Origin of the sequence: Paenibacillus sp. NRS-1760 (assembly GCF_050467785.1) — a bacterium.
Lineage (GTDB): Bacteria > Bacillota > Bacilli > Paenibacillales > Paenibacillaceae > Pristimantibacillus.
Map to the genome: position 1 here is coordinate 376,455 of NZ_JBITPK010000005.1, position 22,781 is coordinate 399,235.

A 22,781-nucleotide genomic window follows, 5' to 3' on the forward strand; every position below is an offset into this window, starting at 1 on the left:
TCGAATGATATGAGTTAATACTTCCCATATGTTCCGAATAAATCCCCTTCATTCACAGTTCTTGCCTAGTGTAGCACGACCATTTTTAGGAGAACAATATTGGAAATTCATTATTTATTATAGTTATCCATGCTTTTAAATTTGCTCAAAAAACAACACTTGTCAGACTACAACTAACGAACCCAGCAGCACTTATTTAAAGCATTCGTAGTGGAATAAAATTGTAACGAACTCCAGAAACGTTATTTCGAGAAAAACAGCCCATTAGACCCTGTAAACCTTGTAATAGCGCCAATAAGGTTCGTTAAAATTTGAGAACAATCGTTTTCTGCATAATAAGCATGATACAGTTCCTTAGAGAGTCGACTTGGGGCTGACTAGAGCAAATCGATTCTTGCATCGCAGTATCGCTGCATCGCTGCATGCCAAAAGTAAGTCTAGTGCTTCGCTTGCCCATAATCGGTTTAAGCAAACAATCATTCACCAAAAAAAATAGCGGTGAAGGGACAGCCCTTCACCGCTATTTTTTCATGTTCTATAATATCTCTGCTCAAAGAGAGAGATCACTCAGGCGAGTTAACTACTACTGCTGGAACAGCTTCCCCCGTTCACAATTACTCTACTGTGATTTCACCGATCAAGCTCTTCTCGGAATGAGGACCAACCATCAGCTGGAAAACGCCAGGCTCAACCGACAAACGGTCATCTGCTCCTATGATTGCAAGCTCCGAAGGGGTTACCGAGAATGTCACCGTCTTCATCTCACCGGCACTTAAGCTCACCTTGGCAAAACCTTTTAGTTTCTTGAGAGGCTGTGTCACGCTTGCCGCTGCATCACGAATGTACAGCTGTACTACTTCTTCACCTGTAACGCTGCCTGTATTCGTAACATTTACAGAAACAGATACGGAATCCGAGCTGCTTATGCGAGATGAGCTCACGACAAGATTGTTATAATCAAAGTCGGTATAGCTCAGACCGTACCCGAACGGATATAATGCTTGCACTGGAGCATCGATATATCTTGAAGAATATACGCCTCCTGGAGGACGTCCTGTGTTCTTCCTGTAATAATAAAGCGGGATTTGTCCTACACTCCGCGGAAATGTTGCTGTCAGCTTGCCGCTTGGGTTATAGTCACCAAACAAGACATCAGCTATTGCATTGCCGCTTTGAATACCTAAGTGCCATGCTTCTACAATTGCTGTTGCCGTGTCATCCAGCCAAACGGTTGTCAGCGGACGGCCATTGAACAAAACAATGATAACCGGCTTGCCCAGCTGTATTGCTGCTTCAACGAGCTCACGCTGCTTACCCGGCAAGTCCAGTTCTGATCTGGAGTTTCCTTCACCGCTCATCGTCAGACTTTCGCCTACTGCAATAATAGCAGCATCCGCCCCAGCAACTGCTGCCAGAGCCTGTTCAAAGCCGCTCTCGTCTTCACTTTCAATGCCGCAGCCTTCCGCATATAGCAGCTGTGTGTCTGGCGATACTTTCGCCTTAATGCCATCAAGCAGTGAAACGACATCATCCGCATTGCCGTCGGCTGCCCAGCAGCCAAGAGGATCTTTCGTGTTCGTTGCCATCGGTCCAATAACAGCCAGCGTTTTCAGCTGCTTAGAAAGAGGCAGTATACGATTATCATTTTTAAGCAGAACGATAGACTCTCTTGCTGCCTCGCGCGCCAATGCCACATGCTCCTCTGACAAAATAACACTTTGGCTTCGTTCTGGATTTACGTATGCATTCTCGAACAATCCAAGCTTCATCTTTACAGCTAAAATTCTGCCTACAGCGGCGTCGATCAGACTCTCGGCAACCCGTCCCTCTTGAACGAGCTTCGGCAAGTATTTGTAGAATATGCCTGAATGCATATCCATATCCGTACCCGCTTTAATCGCAATTTCACACGCTTCCTCCGCGTCTCGGGCAACACCATGAGTGATTAATTCACCTAGAGCATTGTAATCACTAACGATAACACCTTCAAAGCCCCATTCCTCACGTAAAATAGTCGTAAGCAAATAACGGTTGGCACATGCAGGAATGCCATTCAATTCATTAAAGGATGCCATAATGCTAAGCGCTCCAGCTTCAACCGCTTTACGAAACGGCGGCAAAATAACTTCACGCAGCACGCGATCCGAGACGTCTACCGTATTATAATCCCTGCCCGCTTCCGCAAATCCATATCCGGCAAAATGTTTAGGACAGCTTGCTACAGAGAGGCTTTCGCTTGAAGCATCATCGAGCTCGGCGCCCTCAACCCACGCTTTTGCCATAATCTCGCCTACATAAGGGTCTTCTCCCATCGTTTCGGCAATTCTTCCCCACCTAGGATCTCTCGTAATATCGATCATCGGCGCAAACACCCACGAAATACCGTCGGAAGCTGCTTCCTTAGACGCTGCTGCTGCTGTTCTTCTAATCAGATCTGGGTTCCAGCTTGCCGATTGAGCGAGTGGAATAGGGAATACTGAACGGTAGCCGTGAATAACGTCTCTCCCAACGATCATCGGTATGCCAAGGCGTGACTTTTCAATGGTTTGTTTTTGCAGTGTATTCGCTTGTTCAACGCCCGATAAATTAAACAACGAGCCTAACATTCCTTTATCGATGAGATCCTTCATGATTAGATTGATCTCACCGCCGGCATCCGGATTTATCGCATGAAAGCCCCAGTCAAATTGCGACATTTGGCCAATTTTTTCTTCTAATGTCATTTGGGAAATCAAGGACAATACTTTCTCCTTTATTTCCGACGAGAACAACTTCTTGTTTCCTGCCATCGATAACAACTCCTTCATGTATATACTGTCCATTATGAAGGAATTAGACAGGCATGTGTAGAAACAAACTAATGATAAACATCAACGATCTGCTTATGGAAGAGGAGAAACAGTCATGAAGGAAATTGGAATAAAGCTCGATTATTGTGCCTTTATGTACCATAATACGCCTTTTAGGCATACCTTTAAATCCGGCCTCGAAACCTATATCATTCGATTGCAGACTGAAGGCTTATGCCAAGCATTGATTGCAGGGCAGGTCGATATCATCGAGCCTGGCGACCTTCTTCTGTTTGCCCCCGGTGAAGTTTATGATCTGAGAATTGGTGAGCTTGGGCCAAGCGGAGACTATTATGTGATCTGCAGCGGTCCTTGGCTTGATGAATGGTGGAAGCTTCAGCGAAGACCCCAAAAAACAAAAATAGGTGAGAACGGCAGAATAGCGGCTTTATGGCAGCAATTAATATTAGAAAGCAGACGGCATGACGGCGGGAATCCTGAACTATTAAATACGCTGATGCAATCACTTTGCTATTTGCTTGATAGAGCCATAGATGAAGCAACCTCCTACAACTCCGGTCCAAAGCTGCTGGCATATAAAATAAAGCTTTATATCGAGGAGCATGCGGCGATTCCGTTTACTTTAACCGATGCTGCGAAACATACGGGACTAAGCGTATCCCGCTCGGTTCAGTTGTTCAAAGCTGAATTCGGCATGTCCATCATGCAATATGCCCAGAAGGTGCGTCTGGCGATGGCGCTGGAACAAATGGGCAAAAGTCCGCTTACGCTCGAACGCATTGCCGAAGAAACTGGATTCGGCAGCTATACTTACTTCCATCGCGTGTTCCAGCGGTATTACGGCATCTCACCTGGCGCTTTCCGAAAACAAATGACAGAGAAACAATAAGCCACGTCCAGAGGACGTGGCTTATTGTTTCATTTCCTTTTTTATAAAACGGTTTGTATTCGAATTAGGATTGAATGATTGCATCTTCTGAATTGTTTTTAAAATATTGCTTCAAACCTTCAACAATAGCTTTCGCAGCACGATCTTGTCCATCTTCTCCAAGTAAAACTGCTTCTTCAGCGGGGTTTGTCAAATAACCTACTTCGAGCAAAATCGCCGGCACCTTGCTTAGTGAAAGAACCTTTAACTCTTCATTTCGTATTCCGCGATCCCGAAAGCCCATTGCCTTTACAACCTGATTGTGCATGGTCTGAGCTAATTCTATATTTTCATCAAAACGATAAAACGTTTCAATTCCACCAACATTCTCGTCCTTATAGGTGTTCGCATGAATGGATAGAAGAACATCTGCTTCCATTTGATTCGCTATATCAGGACGTATGTCCAGATCAATAAACGTATCATCATTCCGAGTTAGATGCGGCTCAAACATGTTCTCTTGTTTTAACAGCTCGTACACTTTCTGAGATAGCGATAGTGTAAAATGTTTTTCCCTTTTTCCGCTAGCTCCTTCCGCCCCAGGATCTTTGCCGCCATGTCCTGCATCAATGACAACTTTGTATATCCTATCTGGTTTTCCATCCAAGGATTGCTGCTTCGTTGGAACAATTGGCGGATTGGCTGACAGAGCTTGCGACTTTTCTTCTTTGTTTGCGGCAAAGCCAATTAAAGTTACACTAATTAAAACTAGAGTGAATAAAAGCACAATAAGCCTGACTATACGCGATTTTCGTTTTTTCGTATACGAGTACATGTTGTCCTCCTAAGTAATAGATGTTTAGCAGCTTCTTTATTTATACATAATCCTCATTTCGAGCACTTCTCCAATTTGTAAACAAGTTGTATCTAAAAATGTTGAAATGCGTCGTCTTATGAAACACAAAAAAACAGCCATCACCGATGGAAGCAGTGATGGCTGTTTGGAAACATGTTTTATTTGAACTCAATGATGTAATTCATCGGTAACTGTACGGACAATTGGCTTTTAACTTGAGCGTCAAATGACTTCCAGCCGCTCAAATAGAGCTTGTTGCCCGATGGACTCCACTCCATTTGACCCGGATTTATTCCTTTGAATACCTCCTGTTCATTCAAAAGATTGTTTCCTTGCAATTTGGCAATATAGATATTCAGCGAATCTTTCGAGTAAGCAATATATTTGCGATCTCTTGTTAAACGGAAATTACCGACTTGCTCACCTAAAATCGTGGTAGCTTTATTGCGGCGATCATATGCAAACAGCAAATTGTTCTCGCTGACAAACAAAATTTGATCATTATTGAGAAAGTCTACCGTCCCATCACGATTCAACAGATGATTATACAAACTGGAAATTCCAGTGCCGTCTATTTTACCGAACAAAATCGATTGTCCATCATACATTTGTCTGATGATCAATACCGTTTCTCCATTATCAGAAATTTTCACATATCTCGACCAGCTTTTCTCACTTTCATACGGAACATCATATTTCTTCATCTTTTTAGTCGTAACGTCGTAAACGGCCAACTTTTCTACTTTCTGATCATCCCATATGAAAAAAGAGAGATACCGGCTGTTGTTAGACCAGATCATCGTAGCCGACAAAGAGTCCTGCATATCCTCGACAGTAATCGCCTTGCCATCAATCTGGCTGTAGATCTTCAGGGTTCTGTTTTTGTTATTATCCCAACCGTATACTGCGATTTTAAGCCCATCTGGGGACACCATGCTTGCTTCTGAATATTGATTGAAATTCATAACCTCTTTCATCGTCTGATTCTTATAATCAAAGCGCTGCAAGGTTTGAGTAAAATCTATATTTTTGAGCATGCCTAGAATCTGCTCATTGTCTGTCCATCCGAGAATTTGGATTTCACTCTCATCTTCCTCAAACATGCGATAGATTTTGCTTACTTCAAAATCGCCGTTCGAATGGGCCAATTCTGGTGCCGCTTCTGTATCTGGTATAACGACGGTTCTTGAATTGAATTTCGTAGATGCGCAGCCCGACAAAATAACGAAGATAAGCAGAGCAAATATTGATTTTCTAATCATGAGGTCACCTGCTTGTTATCAAATTGCGGGATTTGAACAATAACGTTTGTTTCTCTATCCTCGCTTTGGATTTGAATGGTTCCTTGATGCTCTTCAACAATGGCTTTGCAAATGCTAAGCCCCAATCCGCGGCTCCCGACTTCTTTCACAAGACGACCATTTTCTCTATAAAAGGGTTCATAAATGCGGGCTAAATGTTTTGGTGCAATGACATCTCCTTGGTTCATAAAAGTGAATTGTATGACCTCGGAGATCAGAGCTGCCTTCACTATAATTTCAGAGGAAGCATCGCTGTATTTAATCGCATTATCAATCAAGTTGATAAACAGCTGTCTTAATTTAGTTGGACTTCCCTCAATGATGAGATGCTCTTCTAATTCGCAAACAATATTTTTGTTATACTTTTGGGCTTTGAACGCCATACCTTCACAAACGCTTAGCAAAATAAACCCTGCATCAACCATTTCATAGGATGCTTTAGAATCTGTTTCCTTAGACAACTCCAATAGCTGCAAAACCATTTCGTGAAGGCGAGCACTTTCATCCGCTATATGCGCAATCCCTTTCTCGAAAAAAACCTCATCATTTTGCCCATTGTCTTTGATCATCTGCGCGTAGCCCATGATAGAAGTTAGTGGTGTTTTCAGCTCATGGGTAACATTGTCGTAAAATTGCTTGCGGTGCTGATTTAACTCTTTAAGGCGGTCACGGTCCTTTTCTATTTTGCCAATTTGAAGTCTAATTTTCTCAATCATTTGATTGAAGTTATGAGCAAGCTTGCCCAGCTCGTCCTTTCGGTTTAAAGAGATATGGACATTAAGATTGCCGTTTATCACTTCCGTTGAAACTTTGGTCATCTTGACGATGGGCAGTGTAATGTTCCAGAACAATGCATAACAAAGCAGCAAGCCCATAGCGAAGATAGCGATCGTGACATACAAAATGACATCTAATATTTGCCTGCTGTTCTCATAAAGCATCGATACGTCTTTGGAAAATCGTAAAATACCTATTTTTTCACCGTCAATGACAACAGGATATGAAAAATAGATCGTAGATATTTTTTCTTGATGGGAAATGGTATAAGCGGTTTCTCCCTTGAGAGCATGCTTGAAATCGTCTCCAAGTGGACTCATGAAGGGAGCACTGTCCGATGCAGCAAGCTGCTTGCCCTTTAATGAATAAACAGCCACTTGGCTAGACGTAATGTTTTTCAAATCAACAACCAACTCTTTAGACATCTGCTCGAAATAAATTTCATCATGACTGTAATGATTGATCATAAACGTCTGTTTTACATAAACATTGCTGTTTTTCTTCATCGTATTCAAATCCTGCGTAATGATGGTTTCGTTGCTGGATTCAATAATTTGCATGACAAAATGATGCAGCAGCAATAGCGAGGTGAAAAAAATAACTAACAATCCGATTAAAAACTTAACTTTGATAGACTGTACCATATTCATTCCACATTCTTCTCGAATTTGTACCCGACACGAAATACCGTAGTAATTATGTCATTGGCATCAAGCTTTTTGCGCAAACGCTGAATATGAATATCCACGGTTCGAGTATCACCAAAATAATTATAGCCCCATACTAAATCAAGCAAATTTGAACGAGTAAATACGCGTCCTCTAGAGCTCGTCAAAGTCATCAATAGGTCAAATTCTTTTGGTGTCAGCTCAATGAGCTCATTGTCTTTTTTGACCATTCTTTCGGGCACATTAATTTCTATCGTTTTGAACTTGATGATTGCTGGCGCTGCTTCTTCGTTCACAGCCGTTATAGGATTGATTCTGCGCAGTAATGTACGAATGCGGACGATTACTTCACGCATATCAAATGGTTTCGTAATATAGTCGTCGGCGCCAAGCTCCATTCCGATAACTTTGTCGGAAATATCAGACCTAGCCGTAATCATGATGATCGGAAGGATGTATTTCCCCATAATTTGCTTGCAAATATCAAGTCCGCTTTGATCGGGAAGCATCCAATCAAGCAGCAGCAGATCTGGCTTGAACTCTTCGATTTCTCTTAAGCCATCCTTGCCGTTATGCGCAAGCTTGGTTTGAAATCCCTCTTTCTGCAAGCCATATGCAAGCAAATCAGCTATCGCTTCTTCATCTTCTATAATTAATATTTTGGTAAGCTCCATTCGTTCATCTCCATTCACCCTTGATCGTATCACAGCCTCGTTTTCACAAACAACTAAGCCCACAAAAGTTTACAGTATTGAAACAAGTCGGATGCATAACAGTTGGATATACTTAGCATGCGCAAAAAAGCAAATATCGACTATTAAAATTTGAAGTTGCTCGCTGTTTACGAATAAAAAAAACGCAACCCTTATCGGGTTGCGCTAAATACATTTTGATTCGTAAATGTTAGCCTATGCCATGCTCTTTTCGGATGTTGTACATTTCTTGAATCAACAGATCTCCTGGATCCCGGTTCAACTGCAAATGAATCAACAAGAAATGCAAAGAAATCGCACATACGTTATTTCCGCCTGTGAGCGCCGGAAATCCAGCTTCAAAGACTGGACCGTGGTCTTCCTTCCAAGCCAGACCTGCATGTACCTGCTCCGCAGCAAACTCTTCCGTTACTGCTTTTATACATTCCGGTACGAGTATGTTGTCAATTATCGCTTTAGCCTCAGCTTCAGTCGTTGCTGGTTTTGGGAGGGGCTTGCCACCCTTCGTCTCCATAAGTTCAACGAAAAAGGAAGACATCCATACTGCAGGGTCATTGTCCGATTGGAACCTGTTAAGCAACTCATGCAGAAAAAAACCGCAGGAATATCTACTACCCGACTCATCCTTCACATGAAATATAAAAACTGGGCCATAATCATGGAAATTCGAAACCTGTGCCTCAACATCGTTATAATGCATTCTTAAAGCTGCAAGGCCATTATCGTAAACAGCTTTTATAAGCTCCGCCCATTCTTCCTTGGACATCTCTGTTTCCTCGCTATTTACTTCCAAGTCAGTTGTCTCATTGTTTAAGTTCATAGTTCCACCTGTCTCCTATCATACTATCATCCTGTAAAGTAGGCTTCATTGCGATCATATCATACGGCAACTCTACTGCAAATCTATTATAGATTACCACAAATGGTTTCAGTCATCCAACAACGATACGGCAGCTCTGTCTTCATCCTCTTAACAACAAGGGGAACAAATCCATTGGACTTGTTCCCCTTGTTTTCTGCACCTTGCAATGGTTCAGCGGCAATCTTACAACTATTTTGCAAAGCTATGATTGTCGATTGTCACAATAACATCTAAGCTGGACCAAAACGATCCTTTGGAAATATCGGGATTGAAGAAATAAACGGCATTCTCCACATTATTTTTACCGTTAAGCGCATCTTTCGCTGCACGAAGTGAGCTTGCGTTTGGCTTACTTTTATCTAAGAGTCCATTATGCGCTGGAGGAAACTGCTTGCCTGAATAAATGACGTCGCGTATCGTATCCGGAAACCGCTCATCCTTCACTCTGTTTAATATGACATTCGCTAATCCAAGCTGTCCTTCATAGGATTCATTGCCTGCTTCAACCATCGTAATCTTAGCAAGCAGCATATAATCCGCATCAGTGAACGGTTTTGCTATTTGATCAACATTTGAAGGAATGATGACCTTGAGCTTTGTTCCCGGCTTGATCTTCGCCTTGCTATCGAGTCCATTCCATTTGAGCAGTTCTGATTTGGTGCTGCCAAACTCCTTGCTGATCTCATCCAAGCCGTACTCTTCTGTAATTACAGCAGGCTGTACTTTTATAAGTTCAATAACGTTTGACTCTGCATTCAACACCACGTTAGCATGCAGCATTTCTGACAATTGGCGCAGAGGAGCATACAGCCTATTGTCCTTTAAAAATGGCACCGCGTCCAATTTATAACGGGCTTCGTTAAAATATACGACTGGTACTCCATTTCCCAGCACAACTTTATCTTTGATTTCTGTATGTATTGTTACTTCTTCGTTTACATTATCCCAGCTCGACTTCGCACCGAACATATCAGCTATGCGGGCTACCGGAACAAACAATCTTCCTTCTGACATATAAAGCGGATCTGTTATCTTCACTATTTTCCCATTAAATTTAATCGTCCAATCATCCGCAGCAGCTGCATTCCCTGCATGGACACTCGACATAGGTCCGATACAAAGCAGAAACAAACCCAATATCATGGTGATTATAAGACCTCTAATCCGCTTGGCATCCCTGATCATGCGTACCTCCCAGTTAATTAAGTTGGTGTAAAATCCAACGTTCATCTTCTGGGCAAAATTATATCACAGTTTATTGGGACTTTAGCATTAACATTTTCACAGAATTAACATAAGCCTTAGTTTGCCTTCTTCATTAGCCGGTACTGATTAGGTGACACACCATGCTTCTTCTTGAACACAGTAATGAAGTACGTACTGTTCAAAAAGCCAATTTGCTCGCTAATTTCCTTGATTCGAAGCGGAGTATGAAGCAGCAGCGATTCAGCCTCACTAAGCCGAAGGCTCGTAACATAGCTGGAAAAGGTCATCCTCATGTTCTCATTGAACAATTTACTAAAGTAAGGAACAGAAATATTGAGCGTAGCGGCGACAGCGTCTGCTGAGAGATCCCCATTTCGATAGTTCTGCTGAATATAATCACAAGCATTTTTTACCACTTCCTTGCTGTCCCTATATCGATTGCCCTTTAAATCTTGAATAATATAATCAACCAGCTCCAAACAAAATTGATGCAGTTTTTCAATATAATTCAAACCTTCGATAACGCCAATCAAGGATTCCTTCTCATACTTTGTGCAAAGAGGAGCAAAGTTCACCATATTGCGAAACTCGTTGTCGATGCTTGAACCAAGCTGCTTTAAAATAGCATACATCTCCTTAATGGAATAAAGCTTAATTTCTTTGAATATAGCTTCGATCGTTTCACGAGAGCCACTGCTATCATTGAGCTTCAAATGATTCATTAGTACATGCTCTAGCTTAATGGGATACTGAACCTGCTTGCTTAATTTAGTTTGTATTTCGTCATAGTAATAGACGCTTTCACCGCTGGCTACAAACTGGTAATGAAGAGCCTCTTTTGCTGACTCATACGATTTTGGCAACCCTTGAATCGTGCCTGCCCGAACGCCGACACCGATTTTCAATTGAAAGCTCATTAATTTCTCGACCTGATATAGAAATTCACCCATTTTAGCCTCGATGCCATTTTCTTCGTAATCATTTATGATGAAGACTAACGTATGGCTTCCCGTCACGATTTTTTCCAAGCCTGCAATATCCGCAAACACGTGCAGAGCAAGCTCATACATCGCATCGACGACAAAGCTCATTCTGTTTTCCAATTGCTCCTGCTCCAAAGCGATGATTGCCTGTTGCTCTTTAATAACCAATACGAGCACACGCAGATCGTTTGGTTTCAGTTGAATGTTAAGCTTGCTGAAGTTCAGTGCAATATCGCCCTCATCCATCCGTCCCTCATGATTAAGCATATCTCTAAGAAAAGCAGCTTTTAATCGATTACGATCCTTTACAGCCGAATCTTCAAGCGTCGTTACTTTTTGGATAAGCCCTTTGAATACATCGCTCATATATTCAACATCATCGTAGCTCTCTTCTTCAGAATAAGAAGGATGATTGAATTTAATCATTTTAACTATTTTGCCGAAGGGCGTATAAATTTTATTAAGGAGCAGCACCGTGGCTGCAATACTTACAATCAGAATAATCATGGAAATCATAATAATATTTTTGAGTACAGCAAGATTGTCCTTGGCCAAATATTCATAGCTGGTCGTATTAATGAGATACCATTCCAATTTGTCATTGTAAACGTAGGTGACAAGCGATTTCACGCCATCCACACTGCCTATAAAATTAGCGGATTTTGCATCTGCATGAATAACCTTATTAATGTAGGCTTGGTCGCTGGTATCGTGAAGAAATAGCTCTGGCTTTGAGCCATTAATAATATTCAATCCGTTTTTATCCACGATAATGAAGTTGGAGTACACAGAGTTGCCCATTTTATTAAACAGTTCCAAAATCGCGTTCAGCTCCAAATTGATAAAGATCGCATAGCCGTTTTTTGACCCTGAATATGTAAAAATCAAGGAAAGCAAGTTGTTGTCATAGGCTTTGGATTCATAAATATAGCTCTGCTTATGAGGCAAAAATATCATTTTCTTCATTTGCTTCCGAACCTCAATGAGAGAAGGCGCATTTTTATCTATCGTTTGAATGGTTACATTCTTGCGAATCGTATGTATAAACCGGTCCTTCTCACCATTATAAAGATAAATCGAATTGATCGATTTGTTCGTAATTACGATATCGTTAATTCTGTTTTGAACCTTGAGGGAGTCCAATGGGCTTAGCTTATTCGAATAGAGACCTTTTATTACTTCGCTATCATTTAGAAGCTGTTCACCTATTTGAAATACCCTCTCATATAATGCCTCAATGTTATAGTCGGTTTGAGAGAGCAATCTCTTGTACATGACAGAGGTATGCTTATCAATAATTCTCGTATTATTATCGTAGTTCAGAATGGAAATCGTAATAATCGCTATTACAAAAATAACAACATTCGCAACGATTATTCGACTTAAGAAACTTCCGCGCGTCTTTAAAGGCTTCAACATCGAACCATCCCTGTCTTTTATTTTTGTAAACGTTTTCAAACCCTCTAACAATGAGCCGCATCGCAACAAGAATATACTCTTTATCTTGAAATAACGTCAAGTTCTACTTTGACTTTCTACTTATTTAATAACGAATTCAAATCCAAAAGCGCTTGGATACCTCTTTGTAAAAAGAAGGCCAAGCGCTTTCGATTTGTTGCTTCTGAGTCTGCTTTAATCCATTAGTCTAACAATTGCCTGAACACCTTCCGCACGAGTAGCTAGACCTTGAGGCTGAAATTGATTTTGTCCTACGCCTTCAAGAATTCCTAGGTCAAGAGCGGCATTTACGGAGTCTCTTGCCCACTCATGAATCTGATCACTATCCGCAAATTGGCTTTGCTTAGCTGCTTCGGCTTTCTTGCCCGTTTTCACCTCATATGCTCGAACGATCATAACCGCCATTTCTTCGCGTGTTATCGTTTCATGAGGCGCAAATCGGGTTAGGCTTCGACCTGTCGCAATTCCGGCATTGCAGGCCGTTACTACCGCGGATTCGTACCATGCGTCTTTCTCCAAATCCGTAAACGATGTTGTCCCTTCAGTTTGCAATCCTAATGCACGAACCAACATCGTGATAAACTGAGCACGGGTTATTTTTGCTTGCGGCGCAAACTGTGTTGCATTCACACCAGTCACGATGCCTTGAGCTGCTAACCTCCTAATCGCCTGAGCTGCCCAGTGACTTTGAGGAACGTCACTGAATGTCTTTTCAAAAGAGAGCACCCCATAAAGGCTTAAATGATTGATTTGCGTTTCAAGCAAACCATTGTTTTGTTTGCTCCGTAAAAATTCAAGCTCCCCATCTTCCTTGATGTAATAAATAGAAACCAAATCGCTTAAGGCTTCTTCAGATGCTGTAAGCTTTAACGTAATAGGCTCAGCTAAGGTGTTCAGCTTCTTCCGCTCAACCTGATTTAAACTAGCTGCTGCCAGAGACAAATCATAGATATGACTTGATGCAGCAATAGCCGCATGTGCCTTGTTGGATGACTCCTTCAGCAAACGATCAACGTCCGCTTGCGCTTTCTTCGTAAATAAGAAAGCGATAAAGTCATGCTTCTGATCCTTCGCCAGCTCAAGGAGCTGAGCAATGACTTTGCCCGTTAACTCCAGTGATATACCATCAGCTTGGAATACGAGTTTATTCAGATCCTGAAGCCCCTTAGTATTTGCAGGAATCAGCACCTCCTTAACACCTTTTTGAATGGCTATAATAGCCTTTCCGTTTTCGGATTTGAGCTCAGATATGATCTGCTGCTCCTTACTTACATTAACGGATCCTTGACCTTCCCCTGTCGGCGTTCCCGTCTCAGGATCAGTCGGGCCGTGCACAAAAGTGAAATGGATGACGTAGATAAGCTTAGTTATACCATCCTCAGCTGTCACTTCTATTGAAGTTGTTCCCGGCAAACCTGCCGCTGGACTTAACTTGACAGTCGCCTGGCTATCCGATGTGTTGACTGTAACATTCGGGACCGAATGCATTCCAGCCGGCAGTGTCACATCATAAGTCAGCTTGTTTTTCTCGAAAGAAATGATCGCTTCATTATTAATGCTTATCCCGCTGAGTGCTGCATCGGCACTAGGAAGCACCGCATTCGATTGTTTCAGCAATTTCGCATCCGCAAAGTTCCCATGATCACTGACAACGCCATTGCCGCCATCAGTTACAATTAGCTTCAGCTCGCGTTTACCTGTGATGTTTACATTAATCTTCTTCGCTGCTGTACGGCTTTCCATGACATCACTATCAAAGAGCTTCTGACCATCTGCCCATACTTGGAAGGCCAATTTACCTACGCTAGTTTCTTGATCGACGCCTACGTAGGCTTCAAAGCTCTCAAAGCCCAATCCATCGATGTCATATACAATTTCCGAGTTTGCATGTGTGCCAATGCCTTTTGCATACGACTTGCTTCCCATGCCGTCAAATAAGGTTAATACATTACCTTGAATGCTGGAATCTTTTTTGACTTCCCCCCAGCCTGTCGTCGCCGAAGTCCAGTTCATATCGCTTAGATAGGTTGGCACATCGGCAAAGCTAACGGTGTAATCATCATGATCGTCAAGTCTGACATTGATTGTGTTCATATACGCAGCAGCTAATGTAATCGGTTTACTAATGGAATTCGCCTCTATCCAGCCCGGGAATGCAGCGGGATGCGACCAGATCGAATTGATCTCAAACCGAATGGTTCCATCTGGATTGACCGAGCTTTTGACCGAGCCATAACCATCTCCTTGTGCTGTAATACGTTTGCCCGTCTCGCCCAAAATCAAGGAAGCATAATTAAAATTGTTCTTCGAGGCAACAAAGTCAGCCGTCCCGCGCTGCCCGGCATCATCTTTGCCATATTTGCTGAAATTTTTCTCATCCTGCGACCATGCCCAAGTCGGCTTCACACCGTACTGTTCATTTCCTTCGCCTCTAACCCGGAATGCCGTTCCTTCGTTTCTCCCAACCTGATCCTCTGGATAGGTCGACCATAGACCATTGCGATTCCATGTTATGCGGTCTGCTTTGGCAGCAATATCGAATGCAACGCCAATAGAGTCATAGACAGCAGGCAGGTTTGTAACGGTATACGTGGTGGAAATCAACCCGCTCCCGTCAATGGATAACACAAACAATACTCCCGTTTGACCATAACTGCCGGCAATGTTCACGATTGCCTTATTTCCAACAGTCATGCTGTTCATGCTTGAGAAAGTCCATGAGCCAAGGTTGGACGTAAAGCCCATATTCAAATAAGGACCCCCGGTAATGATCGTTTCTCCTTTATATGTTCCTTCTTGAATCATACCTGTTGCATTATTGAACACCAGTTTAAAGTCTTGCCCCGTAATAGTGGTTGCTGTATCATCCTTTGTAATGGCTGGGGCGCTACCCTCCGTGCCTGTGAAATGGAATATTTTGTTGCCGATACTTAGTTTATACTCATCCACTAATCGATTGGCCTTGTACCGATCGCTTTGGTAAAACTTCAAGCTCACGTTATCACCGAGCTTCCATGCTCTAGCCGGTATAATCAAATGACCGCTGGACATCGGTTCAATGGAAGGACCCGTTAACGTGCCTGATTGATTGCCGACCGTCCATTCGACCTTGATTTCGTTCAGATTCGTATGGTTAAAGCGGTTCTCAATCGGAATGCTTAGCTGGGTTCTCGCACCTGGATTCGGCAAGGAATTGGCATTAATTCGAATCGGCGAATAAGCCTTCTTCACGTTCCAGTACTCTGGTTTCTCCCGATTCCATGAATCCATAATTCCCCATTCCACTCTAAAACCGCAAACGGCTGTCTCGCAATAGGTTGTTAAATCCCGAGAATGCCAGATTGCACCTCCCAGAGCACCCTCTGAGCCATTTATATTGTCCCAAGAGCGCTTGATGGACTCACCGTAGAAATCTTCGAAGGCAGGATCATCATTAAACCAGTCTTCATAATACACATACAGATGTGCGTACTCATCCACGATTTCCGGCTTATCAAGTCCTCCAAATTTCAAGCTATTATCCACATAATGAACGCTGAATAGGTCATTATATTGGCTCGGAGCGTTGTAACCGAAACTCGATTTAATCACACGCGTCGGATCAACGGCCTTCACATAATCATGGGTTGCTGCCACATTGCTTCCCCAACCGCTCTCGTTCGTGAGTGACCAGATTACGACGCTTGGGTGGCTTCGATCCTTCTCAATCGTTTCAGAGAATTGACCCATGAAATAACTTAGGTAATTCGCATCATTCAACCGAGGACCATTGACGAACATGACGGAATTTTCCTGCTCGACATACAAGCCGATTTCATCCGCATAATCCAGCACGTATTCGAATTGCGGCCAATGAGAAGCCCGAATATAATTGATATTGCCATCCTTGAGCTTTAACAAGGATTCCTTGTCATGCTCTGGATCAACTGCAACTCCTGCTGAGGGAGAGGATTGATGCCAATTGACACCACGGAGCTTGACTTCTTTTCCGTTGACCAGCACCTTATTCCCGACAACCTTAATCGTTCGAAAGCCGATCTTGCGAGTAATCGTTTGCACGATTTTACCGTCTTCCTTAATATTCGCAACCAGCTTATAAAGGTTTGGATGCTCTGCATCCCATTTCTGCGGATTTTTCACTGGAATGCTTACTGTTCGATTAAGATGCTGTGGATCCAATGCAATGTCCCCTGGCTCGATGGGTACGATTTGTCCATCCGGGTCAATTAAAGTAAGCTCGACAAGAGAATCAGACTCACTTCCATAAATCATTCCGACAGAAACGTTTAACATCGCATCGGTATAAGTTCCGTCAAAGATCGTTTCTGCATGCAAGCGGGTCAAGTAATTATGAGGCAGCGCAAACAGCTTCACTTCACCAATCAAGCCTCGAACATGCTGATACTCGACGAAGCCCTTCTCAGCTGTAATGCCTACGGTTATCCATGCGTTTTCGCCGGGTGTTACATAATCTGTAATATCACAATCAAACGTTGTAAAACCGCCGCGATGCGTACGAACGAGCTTTCCGTTCACCCAAATTCTAGCGACATTAAACGCCGCTTCGAAACGCAGCATAACCCGTTGCCCTTGAAAGTCCTGCGGAATTGAAACGGATTTCTTATACACATTCTCGATATTTCGGTCTGGGAACCAGTCACCGCCCTGTTTACCACGAATATCGAACCCGAGCACCTCTAAATTTGCCGGCACCTTAGCATCAGACCATGTCGAAGGTTCAACACTGTTTTTCCAAAATCCTTGTTCTGGCGTTTGTGTAAACTTCCAAGTTCCGCTTAAATTGATAACGGGATTCTGAACGCCGTTTACAGAATCAGGAAAAGGCGCGATGATCGGTCTCGCCCAGCCGTTCGTCGATGGTCCTACAGGTACTTCTGGCATCTCTTCACTTGGATATCCGAGAACTTTGAACTCCGATATTCCCGTTTTGCTTCCAAGTTCGAAATCCGTAATGGTTATCCGAACATAACGCCTTGCTGCATCAAGAAAACGATCCGCACTCACTTGCTCTCTATCCGAAGCGCTCGTTTGATCGACAGCCGGGTACCAATTCATGGCATCCGAAGACACTTCGATTTTGTACTTGTAATTTTTGCTGTCCCTCCAAGTCACTGACGTACCCGTCAATTCATAATCCGCGCCTAGATCAACCTGAAGCCATTGACCTTTCCCTGAGTTGCTGGCAACCCATGCGGTATCAACATTTCCATCTACGGCTTGAGCGGCCAAGCTTGCACTTTCTTCAGAAGAGGCTGTTGCCGCCTTACCTAGCGCTGCATTCGTTTCTTCTATGCTGATGCTGTATGAAAAATTGATAGCCGTGCTTTGATGTCCGTCTGCAACGGCATATGCTCTGATAGCCAAATCCTGCGTAATCGCAATAGGCTGTGTATAGAGCTTCTTCGCTGCCGAAACGATCGGATCCGAACCATCGATTGTGTAATAGATGGATGCACCCGCTACTGAACTAGATAATGAAACAGCAGTATTCTCATTTACGATACCCGGCTCTGGGTTTGCTGATATCGCCACAACCTGATACAAGAATGAGCGGACTTCGCTTTCTTCCTTCCCTACTGCTTTCGCATACGCCTTAATCGTTATCGTCGAGTCTATTGAAGAAGCGATGAGAGGAACTCCGGTCGAATAAAGCTGCTTGCTTAAAGATGTTATGGGATCGCTCCCATCAGTCGTGTAGTAGATGGCGGCATTAGGTTCTAGAGTGGATAGTCCGATCCTAGTACCCTCAGCAACTACTTTAGATGATACATCTGCTTGAACAGGAAATGCTTTGGATGTGTTATACAGCTCAAATTCCCATACCGCAGCAGCCAGGCCGACTTTCGCTACTTGATGCAACCTAACATACCGAGTACTTTGCACCTCAAATTTATACCATAGATCCTCTAAGTCTGTATTGCTATTCTCCGTAGCTACCGTCTTCCAATCGGTTCCATTATTCGAAACATCAATCGTAAATTGAGTAATATAGTTTTGATGATTTGGATTTTTGCGTAAGACCGCGTAATTGACTGGCTGTTGATTACCGAGATCGACAATCAAATCCCATACGCCAGCTTGCTCTGGTTGAGCGTAGGTTGTCATGTCACCATCAATGGCTCGCCCTGCTACGTTGCCCCAACCCGCTTCAACCGTCATCGAGGCATCGGAACCCCTTGCTAGGTTGGGATACGCTGACAAGTCTTCAGTCGGAATCGTGTAATGGAGCGTCTGTATCTCACTTACCCCTCCGCCTTTCTCATCTACTGCGACTACCTTTATGCTTACAGAACTGTTGATCGTTAGCGGTTCAGAATAGAGTATTCTATTCTGAGATGTCGATGGATCGCTTCCGTCAATCGTATAGTAAATTGAGGCGGTTGCCGGCGTACTTCTAAGCGTAACCTTAGTGCCTTTAATAACGGAACCGGAATCTGGCGAAACCGAGAGCAGTGGAACAATCGCTGGGTCCGAATAAAGCTCGAGCTCGCCGATCCTCACTGCCGGCCAATCAGATCCTTCCTTTGCCTTCTTCGTAACGCGAATCCGAACATACTTCGCTTGAACGGAAGATAGGAGTACCCGATCCGTGATAATAGACGTATTGTCTGTGACCGTGTCAGCTATCAGCCATGGTCCGTCCGCATTCCCTGTACTGTACTCCAGTTGAAAGTTCTGCGTTGTTAAATCACCTGAAGCGGCATGCTTGACGATCCACCTAGAAATGTCATAAGTATCTCCCAAATCAACCATCGCCCATTCGTTGGATAATGGGCTTGATCTCCAACCCGTATCGCTTGTTGACCACATGGTATCCATAGATCCATCTGTCATATAGCTAGGCGAATGCTGCGATAACGAGCTGCTGGCCGTTACACTCTTGCCAAGCGCTACATTCCCTTTCACCCTATCCTTCGGTATTTGATATGTTAATGTCAGAATGTCACTTATGCTTCCTCCCAGCTCATCGATAGCAACTGCTTTAATCGTTATGTCGCTATCGATCGTAAGCGGCTCATTGTAGAGCTGCTTGCTTGAAGAGAGTGTTGGATCACTGTCATCCGTCGTGTAATAAATGGCTGCAGCTGCGATCGAGCTCGTAAGCGTCACTTTGGTTCCTCTCTCAACAAGACCCGATGGGAAATCAGCTGATATTTCCGGCACCTCCGTAGCAGACGAATACAGCTCTAATTCGCCAATTCTAACGGCTGGCCAATCGGCTCCATCTGACGTTTTCTTCGTAATGTGAAGCCTCACAAATCTTGCACTAACCGCTTGATCCAATACGCGGTCCGTGAAACGAGTGGTATTCGCGGTCACGGTATCCGCCGTTTGCCATGGCCCGTTATTCGAATCTGTACTGTATTCGAGCTGATAGTCACTTGTCACCAGAGTATCAGCACCACCGCTCTTCACGACCCAACGAGAAATCGCATAAGTTTCTCCAAGATCCACAACTGCCCATTCATCCGTAATTGGGCTCGTAGCATATCCGGTATCGCTCGTTGACCACATCGTGTCCATCGAGCCGTCTGCCAAATAGCTTGGTGAATGCTGGGCAAGCGAGCTGCTTGCCGTTACTGCCTTGCCTAATGCCAAATTGCCTGTATTCGCTGCTGCTGAAACCTGAATGGGCTGTGCATTCCAAGACACAACACTACTAGATAGAATGACTAAGCTTAGAAAGAAATGAAGCAGAAACCTTCCTCTTCTCATTTCGAATGGGCCTCCTTTACCACTTATCGGTCAAGTCATCTTACTTTTACTCATTTTGACGCTTGATTTGCTTTGAAATCATTGAATTGCTTCTGTACTTCAGCGATTATTTTATCGATTCCAGCTGACTTCAGCTTGCTCTTAAATTCAGGATAAAACTTTTCATAGTCGATGAAGCCAGAATACGCAGCACCCACATACTCCGCCCCAACCGCGTCAATTTGAGCAATTTCGGATTTCACCGGATCAGCGTTGAAACGGAAGCCAAGTGTAGGCGCAACGACGGAACCATTATCCCATACCTTCAAGTTCTCAATGTAGCTCGGATCAACATTTTTACTAAAATGCTTCATGCGGATATCATCCCATGCCCAGTAAACCTGATTGTAGGTGGAGTTCTCAGCAATGCCTTCAACCGAAACCGCATCACCGTCAAGCTTATAATTCACGTCTTTAACGCCATAAGAGAACAGATCATAATTCTGTTGATTGCTTCTGAACCAGTTAATAAAGGCCATAGCTCCTTCGCTGTTCTTGCTGGTCGAGAAAATAGACAATAGATTTCCAGCTGCATCAAAAACATATTTAGGTTTTTCCGGATTTAAGAATACATCCTCCAGCTTGCCGTTTGGCAGCGTTTGTTTGAAGGCATCGATACGCTCTGATGTCTTAAGAACATTTGACCATGTCGCTGCGATTTTGCCATTGTTGAGTGCGGTTTCAGAATCTTTAATCTCCTGTGCATCTTTCGGCATCCAGCCATTCAAATACCATCTTCTTTTTGTTTCTACTATTTTTCTGAAAATATCAGATTCAAAAAAGCTTTTAACTTCCAAATTCGGATCTGCCGGGTCAATGTAAGCTGGACCTGCGCCGTTATCGCCAAGAGGCAAATAGACATCGCCAAATTCTCTCAATAAGGCGCGATTGTTATCATTTGCAATTGGAACCATGTCAGGCTCATTTTTCTTAATCGTATCTAAGTAGGCTTCGAAATCTGCTAATGTTTTAATTGGAGCCAGATTGTATTTCTCTCTTAAATCGCCGCGGATGACAAAAAAGTTATTGTTCTCAGCAGTCGGAACTAGAGTAGGAATGCCGTATATCTTATTATCAATAGATGCGCTCAAGAAATTAGCAGCCGGTATGCTTTCTTTCAGCTGCATGCCTTGCTCATCGAGTAGATCATTGAGAGGAATGATGACATTTTTGGCCGTAATTTGCGACAGCCAGCTTACATGCGTCCAGGCCATATCATAATCCTCTCCTGAAGCGGCAATTAGATTAAGCTTGTTTGAATACTGATCCCATGGGAAATATGTAAATTGCAATTTGATGTTAAGTCCATCTGCTTTCAGCTTCTCTTCCATCGCCTTTTGAACACCTGCCATATCCTTCGGTTGATCGCCTGGCAGAACAATTTTTACCGTTCCTACAGGCTTGGAGGTTTCTTCCGTAGCATCGGGCTTCTCAGCACCCTCCTTATTTCCCGTCGTTGTTGCAGGGGCATTTGTTTGTTTGTTGCCCCCTTCATTAGACGAGCATGCAGCTAACATGCTAAGCAATAAAACGATAACCATGACGACACCCGATACTCTAATCTGTACTTTTTTCAATTGAATACCTCCCTATTTTCTCTTCTATAATGAACCTATTGCTAGGCTGCAACCTATCCTTTAACCGCTCCGATCATGATCCCTTTAATGAAATACTTTTGAACAAAAGGATACACAAGGACGATCGGCCCGATGGTAACGAGCACCATAGCCATTTGTGCAGAGTCAGAAGGCAATGTACTGCTGCCTACTCCGTAATTGCCGCCAGAGCTCATATAATTGATCATGGATTGAATTTTAAACAACATGAATTGAAGTGGATATAATTCACGGCTATCGATGAGCCACAGGGCTAAATTCCAGTCATTCCAGTAAGCTAAAGCGTAAAAAAGAGCGATAGTCGCTATAATGGGCGCCGATAGAGGGAATATTATTTTTCTGAAAATATAAAGCGGGCTTGCTCCTTCTATTTCTGCTGATTCCATAAGCGCCGGCGGCAATGACTTAAAGTAATTTCGCACGAGAAAAACATTAAACGGGCTCACCAGCATCGGTAAAATTAGCGCGAAAATAGAATCTTTTAGATGCAGATACTTCGTAATGAATATATACCATGGAACAAGTCCCGCGTTGAATATCATCGGAATAAACACGAGAAGCGCGATAACATTTCTGTACTTTACCTTCTGAACCGCAATCGCATAGGCTAGCATAGAGGTAATCAACAGACTTAGGAGGGTTCCTAAGACGGTCACGGCAATAGAGATCGTATAGGCGTTATAGATCTCACTGCTTGAGAAAATCAGTCTATAAGCATCCAGCGAGAAGCGGTCAGGAATGAATCGATATCCATTTTTTACAATCGAGTTCTCATTCGTGATCGACACGATAATGGTGAGTATAAAAGGTATCGTCGTAAACAGACAAAATGCAAGGAAAATGACATGGAATAGAATTTGTGCTGCTCTTCCATTATGGTTGCTCAC

12 protein-coding genes are annotated in these 22,781 nt (G+C 43.2%); 1 reads left to right on the forward strand and 11 read right to left on the reverse strand.

Annotated features, from left to right (window positions below; all coding sequences use genetic code 11):
* Positions 1–614: 614 nt before the first annotated feature.
* A complete protein-coding gene (locus tag ACIFSR_RS02230; protein WP_430054585.1) occupies positions 615–2,789 on the reverse strand; it encodes a glycoside hydrolase family 3 N-terminal domain-containing protein in 2,175 nt (724 codons plus the stop codon).
* Positions 2,790–2,904: 115 nt separating this feature from the next.
* Here ACIFSR_RS02230 and ACIFSR_RS02235 point away from each other — a divergent pair, with 115 nt between their 5' ends.
* Positions 2,905–3,699, forward strand: a complete 795-nt coding sequence (locus ACIFSR_RS02235) for an AraC family transcriptional regulator (protein ID WP_430054586.1) — start codon at positions 2,905–2,907, stop codon at positions 3,697–3,699.
* A gap of 64 nt (positions 3,700–3,763) precedes the next feature.
* On the opposite strand, the gene ACIFSR_RS02240 is transcribed toward ACIFSR_RS02235, so the two are convergent.
* The 10 genes from ACIFSR_RS02240 to ACIFSR_RS02285 all read right to left on the reverse strand — a co-directional run bounded on the left by ACIFSR_RS02240 (position 3,764) and on the right by ACIFSR_RS02285 (position 22,781).
* A complete protein-coding gene (locus ACIFSR_RS02240; RefSeq protein WP_430054588.1) occupies positions 3,764–4,513 on the reverse strand; it encodes an N-acetylmuramoyl-L-alanine amidase family protein in 750 nt (249 codons plus the stop codon).
* Between the two features lie 179 nt (positions 4,514–4,692).
* Positions 4,693–5,796 carry a hypothetical protein gene (locus ACIFSR_RS02245; RefSeq protein WP_339203876.1) on the reverse strand — a complete coding sequence of 368 codons (1,104 nt, stop codon included), beginning with the start codon at positions 5,794–5,796 and terminating at the stop codon, positions 4,693–4,695.
* Positions 5,793–7,262, reverse strand: a complete 1,470-nt coding sequence (locus ACIFSR_RS02250) for an ATP-binding protein (RefSeq protein ID WP_430054591.1) — start codon at positions 7,260–7,262, stop codon at positions 5,793–5,795. The genes ACIFSR_RS02245 and ACIFSR_RS02250 overlap by 4 nt, the downstream gene beginning before the upstream one ends.
* Entirely contained in the window at positions 7,259–7,954 is a 696-nt protein-coding gene (locus tag ACIFSR_RS02255; protein WP_339203879.1) for a response regulator transcription factor, read from the reverse strand. Before ACIFSR_RS02255 ends, ACIFSR_RS02250 begins: the two co-directional genes overlap by 4 nt.
* Before the next feature lie 229 nt (positions 7,955–8,183).
* Positions 8,184–8,813 (reverse strand): hypothetical protein, encoded by a 630-nt coding sequence (locus ACIFSR_RS02260; protein ID WP_339203880.1) that lies wholly within the window; start codon positions 8,811–8,813, stop codon positions 8,184–8,186.
* A 231-nt stretch (positions 8,814–9,044) separates the two neighbouring features.
* Positions 9,045–10,040 (reverse strand): cell wall hydrolase, encoded by a 996-nt coding sequence (locus ACIFSR_RS02265; protein ID WP_430054592.1) that lies wholly within the window; start codon positions 10,038–10,040, stop codon positions 9,045–9,047.
* A gap of 116 nt (positions 10,041–10,156) precedes the next feature.
* On the reverse strand, positions 10,157–12,463 hold the full coding sequence (locus tag ACIFSR_RS02270; RefSeq protein WP_430054594.1) for a helix-turn-helix domain-containing protein: 2,307 nt from the start codon (positions 12,461–12,463) through the stop codon (positions 10,157–10,159).
* 213 nt (positions 12,464–12,676) lie between these two features.
* Positions 12,677–20,239, reverse strand: a complete 7,563-nt coding sequence (locus tag ACIFSR_RS02275; protein ID WP_430054596.1) for a discoidin domain-containing protein — start codon at positions 20,237–20,239, stop codon at positions 12,677–12,679.
* Between the two features lie 50 nt (positions 20,240–20,289).
* Positions 20,290–21,855 (reverse strand): ABC transporter substrate-binding protein, encoded by a 1,566-nt coding sequence (locus tag ACIFSR_RS02280; RefSeq protein ID WP_430054598.1) that lies wholly within the window; start codon positions 21,853–21,855, stop codon positions 20,290–20,292.
* 53 nt (positions 21,856–21,908) lie between these two features.
* Positions 21,909–22,781: a carbohydrate ABC transporter permease gene (locus ACIFSR_RS02285; RefSeq protein WP_430054601.1), complete on the reverse strand. Its 873-nt coding sequence runs from the start codon at positions 22,779–22,781 to the stop codon at positions 21,909–21,911.